The 2,500-nt window shown below is 52.8% G+C and carries 2 tRNA genes and 1 rRNA gene (2 of these 3 running past the window's edge); all 3 read right to left on the bottom strand.

From position 1 onward, the window contains the following. A 23S ribosomal RNA gene (locus tag ACUZUJ_RS01710) occupies positions 1-2,120 on the bottom strand (it extends 758 nt beyond the left edge of the window). Positions 2,121-2,345: 225 nt separating this feature from the next. Further along, positions 2,346-2,422: transfer RNA gene (locus tag ACUZUJ_RS01705), tRNA-Ile, on the bottom strand. A 28-nt stretch (positions 2,423-2,450) separates the two neighbouring features. After that, a tRNA-Ala gene (locus ACUZUJ_RS01700) sits at positions 2,451-2,500 on the bottom strand (it continues 26 nt past the right edge of the window).

Raw genomic sequence — 2,500 nt, 5'->3', positions numbered from 1 at the left:
CGCCACAGTTTCATAGCCTCCCACCTATCCTACACAGACGAACTCAACGTTCAGTGTAAAGCTATAGTAAAGGTTCACGGGGTCTTTCCGTCTTGCCACGGGAACGCTGCATCTTCACAGCGATTTCAATTTCACTGAGTCTCGGGTGGAGACAGCGCCGCTGTCGTTACGCCATTCGTGCAGGTCGGAACTTACCCGACAAGGAATTTCGCTACCTTAGGACCGTTATAGTTACGGCCGCCGTTTACTGGGGCTTCGATCAAGAGCTTCGCCTTGCGGCTGACCCCATCAATTAACCTTCCAGCACCGGGCAGGCGTCACACCCTATACGTCCACTTTCGTGTTTGCAGAGTGCTGTGTTTTTGATAAACAGTCGCAGCGGCCTGGTTACTGCGACCCTCTTCAGCTATAGCTCGCACGAGCCACCAAAAAGGGTGCACCTTCTCCCGAAGTTACGGTGCCATGTTGCCTAGTTCCTTCACCCGAGTTCTCTCAAGCGCCTGAGAATTCTCATCCTACCCACCTGTGTCGGTTTACGGTACGGTCTGCGTAAGCTGAAGCTTAGGAGCTTTTCCTGGAAGCGTGGTATCAGTGACTTCGCCATAAAGGCTCGTCTCGGTGCTCGGTCTTAAAGGATCCCGGATTTGCCAAAGATCCAAACCTACCGCCTTTCCCCAGGACAACCAACGCCTGGTACACCTAACCTTCTCCGTCCCTCCATCGCACTTACGCGAGGTGCAGGAATATTAACCTGCTTCCCATCGACTACGACTTTCGTCCTCGCCTTAGGGGCCGACTCACCCTGCGCCGATTAACGTTGCGCAAGGAAACCTTGGGCTTTCGGCGTGCGGGTTTTTCACCCGCATTATCGTTACTCATGTCAGCATTCGCACTTCCGATACCTCCAGCAGACTTCTCAATCCACCTTCAACGGCTTACGGAACGCTCCTCTACCGCGCATACAAAGTATGCACCCCAAGCTTCGGTTCACTGCTTAGCCCCGTTAAATCTTCCCCGCAGACCGACTCGACCAGTGAGCTATTACGCTTTCTTTAAAGGGTGGCTGCTTCTAAGCCAACCTCCTGGCTGTCTGTGCCTTTCCACATGGTTTTCCACTTAGCAGTGAATTTGGGACCTTAGCTGTGGGTCTGGGTTGTTTCCCTTTTCACGACGGACGTTAGCACCCGCCGTGTGTCTCCCATACAGTCCGTCTCGGTATTCGGAGTTTGCAATGGTTTGGTAAGTCGCGATGACCCCCTAGCCATAACAGTGCTCTACCCCCGAGAGGATACATATGAGGCGCTACCTAAATAGCTTTCGAGGAGAACCAGCTATCTCCGGGTTCGATTAGCTTTTCACTCCTAATCACACCTCATCCCCTACCTTTGCAACGGGAGTGGGTTCGGGCCTCCAGTGCGTGTTACCGCACCTTCACCCTGGGCATGACTAGATCACCCGGTTTCGGGTCTACTGCCCGCGACTATGCGCCCTTATCAGACTCGGTTTCCCTTCGCCTCCCCTATACGGTTAAGCTTGCCACGAACAGTAAGTCGCTGACCCATTATACAAAAGGTACGCAGTCACTCCTTGCGGAGCTCCTACTGCTTGTACGCACACGGTTTCAGGTTCTATTTCACTCCCCTCTCCGGGGTTCTTTTCGCCTTTCCCTCACGGTACTGGTTCACTATCGGTCGGTCAGTAGTATTTAGCCTTGGAGGATGGTCCCCCCATGTTCAGACAGGGTTTCACGTGCCCCGCCCTACTCGTCTTCACTGAAATGGCCCTTTCAGATACAGGGCTATCACCTTCTATGGCCACTCTTTCCAGAGTGTTTTCCTAGAACCAAATCAGCTTAAGGGCTAGTCCGCGTTCGCTCGTCGCTACTTACGGAATCTCGATTGATTTCTTTTCCTCTGGTTACTTAGATATTTCAGTTCACCAGGTTCGCTTCCAGCAGCTATGTATTCACTGCAGGATACCCGCAAGCGGGTGGGTTTCCCCATTCGGACATTACCGGATCAAAGCTTGTTGCCAGCTCCCCGATACTTTTCGCAGGCTGCCACGTCCTTCATCGCCTCTGACCGCCAAGGCATCCACCGTGTGCGCTTATTCGCTTGACCATATAACCGCAAGTTGCCTTGGGTTATATATATGACCCGGGGGTACAAAGCCCGGATACGAATATAACGACTCAATTAATAAAGAGACTTGCGTCTCTCGCCTTAGCCTCACGACACGTCTGATAGAACATCTCAAACGCTCGCTACGTCACAAGTTTTAAAAGAACACGTACCAGCCACAGTGCTGATGCGTATAAAGATCGATTGTATGCGTCATTCAGAGAATGGTGGGTCTGGGTAGACTCGAACTACCGACCTCACCCTTATCAGGGGTGCGCTCTAACCACCTGAGCTACAGACCCGGAAGTTACTCCGGAGGAAGCTCAAACGTGGTGGAGCCTGTCGGGATCGAACCGACGACCCCCTGCTTGCAAAGCAGG

The sequence above is a fragment of the Stenotrophomonas sp. S4 genome, assembly GCF_054187805.2.
The sequence above is the reverse complement of the archived record's forward strand: the minus strand, read 5'-3'. Positions and strand labels throughout refer to the sequence as shown.